Genomic DNA, 1,752 nt, shown 5'->3' with positions numbered 1-1,752 from the left:
GGGAACGCCGCCTCGCCGACGGCCACCCCGACGAGGGCTGGAGCCGGTACGGGGTCGCCTCCAGGACGTCCGCGACGCTGCCGAACCCCGCCTCCTCCAGGGGGCCGAGCCGCAGCCGCCCGTCCGTGACGTCCTTCAACCGCGCCAGCGGGATCTCCCGCAGCCGCCCCTTCGCCGCCTCGGCGCGCAGCGGCGCCAGCGCGGCGTGGACGTCCGCCACGGCCCGCCGGTGGTCGGCGATCAGATCGCGCGCGGCACCCAGCAGCGCCGACCCGTCCCGCAGGACGTCCTTGGCCTCGCCGGTCATTCCGCTCCCCACCGCGCCTGCTCGTCCTCGATGATCCGTGCGGGATCGCCGCCCACCAGCTCGTCCACGCCCGGCGCCACCAGGCGGTGCACCAGCAGGGGACCGGCCCGGCCCTGGAGGCGGCCGATCGCGCGGGCCTCCAGGTCCCGGTCCGGCTGCGGCTCGCAGAGGATCGCCACGGCCGCGCCTGGCGGAGGCGGCGCGCCGATCCCGGCCGTCGCGACGGCGACCGCGTCCCGGACGGCCTCCAGCACCTCCGGGAAGCCGGACAGCACGACGGTCTCCAAGCCCTCCGCGACCGCCTCCTCGACCAGCCGCCGCAGCCGCCTGAGCTTCGCGGACGTCTTCGGGACGGCGTACGCGGCCCGTCGCATGGCATCGAAGTCGCCCGCCTCGACCGCGTCCCGGTAGGCGGCCCGGTCGGCCCGGCTGAGCGCCACCAGCTCGTCCACGCGCACGATATCGGGCAGCTCCCTGAACACGTCCTGTTGCTCCCGCCGCAGGTACACCGGCGCGGCGCCCGCCCGGAACTCCCGCGACCCCAGGACCGCGTACTCCGGCCGCACCGCCGAGCCGAGCAGCTCCACCAGCGTGCGGAAGCACTCCGCCCGTTCCCGCATCGGCAGCCCGGTGAGAAAGAGGGCGTCGTCCACGCGCTCGGCCCAGGAACCGATCGCCCGCGCACGAGCGCTGTCGGGATTCTTCACACGGTCAGCCTCGTCCAGGACGAACATCCCTACCGCGACGTCCGGGGAGACGTACAGGTCGGCCAGCGACTCCAAGGGCACGATACCGACGCCGCCCGCATCGGCCCACTTCTTCACGGCCGCGCCCCGGCCGGGCCCGTGCAGCGGATGCGCAGGCAGAGCACTGCACGCCTCCACGTCCCGGACCCACGAGGGCAGGACGCTCATCGGACACGCCACCAGGAAGCGCGTCACGCCCTCCGCCCGCCGATGCGCCATCGCGGCGATCGCCTGGACCGTCCTCCCGAGCCCCATCCCGTCACCCAGGATCGCCCGCCGCCGCTCAAGCGCGAACCGGGCCCCGAACGCCTGGTAATCCGCCAGCGGCACCTTCAGATGCGTCTCGTCGAGCCTTTGGGCCGCGACCCGTGCCGCCGCCTCAGGCGGCAGAAAGCCCTCCGCGGCCTCGCCCTCGGGCGCGACTCCCGCCACGTCCGCCAGCACCGCGAGGTAGTCGGCCGCCCGCCGCTCGTAGTCGCGCCGCGCCTCCTCACCGGAGACCTCGGGCGGCACGACCGCGGCGGTTTCAAGGATCTCCGCCAGCTCGGCGACCGCCCGCCGCTTCCGCCGGGACTGCGGCAGGAATCTCCTGCGCCGGGCCTGCCTCAGCAGCGACGGAACCCTCTCCACCACGACATCGGCCTGCGCGGGATCGACGTGCACCAGCCAGTGCACCGCGATCACCAGCGGCTCCAGTTC

The 1,752-nt window shown here is 74.8% G+C and carries 1 protein-coding gene and 1 pseudogene; both read right to left on the bottom strand.

Translation table 11 applies throughout. The features are described 5' to 3' along the window. Positions 1-307, bottom strand: a pseudogene (locus ETD96_RS43745) (hypothetical protein); the annotation flags it as partial. Next, on the bottom strand, positions 304-1,752 hold a 1,449-nt coding region (locus ETD96_RS43740), incomplete at its 5' end, for an SNF2-related protein (protein ID WP_240808651.1). The pseudogene ETD96_RS43745 and the gene ETD96_RS43740, both read right to left, overlap by 4 nt.

Source organism: Actinomadura geliboluensis (assembly GCF_005889745.1).
GTDB classification, from domain to species: domain Bacteria; phylum Actinomycetota; class Actinomycetes; order Streptosporangiales; family Streptosporangiaceae; genus Spirillospora; species Spirillospora geliboluensis.
This window is presented reverse-complemented; position numbering and strand designations above follow the sequence as displayed.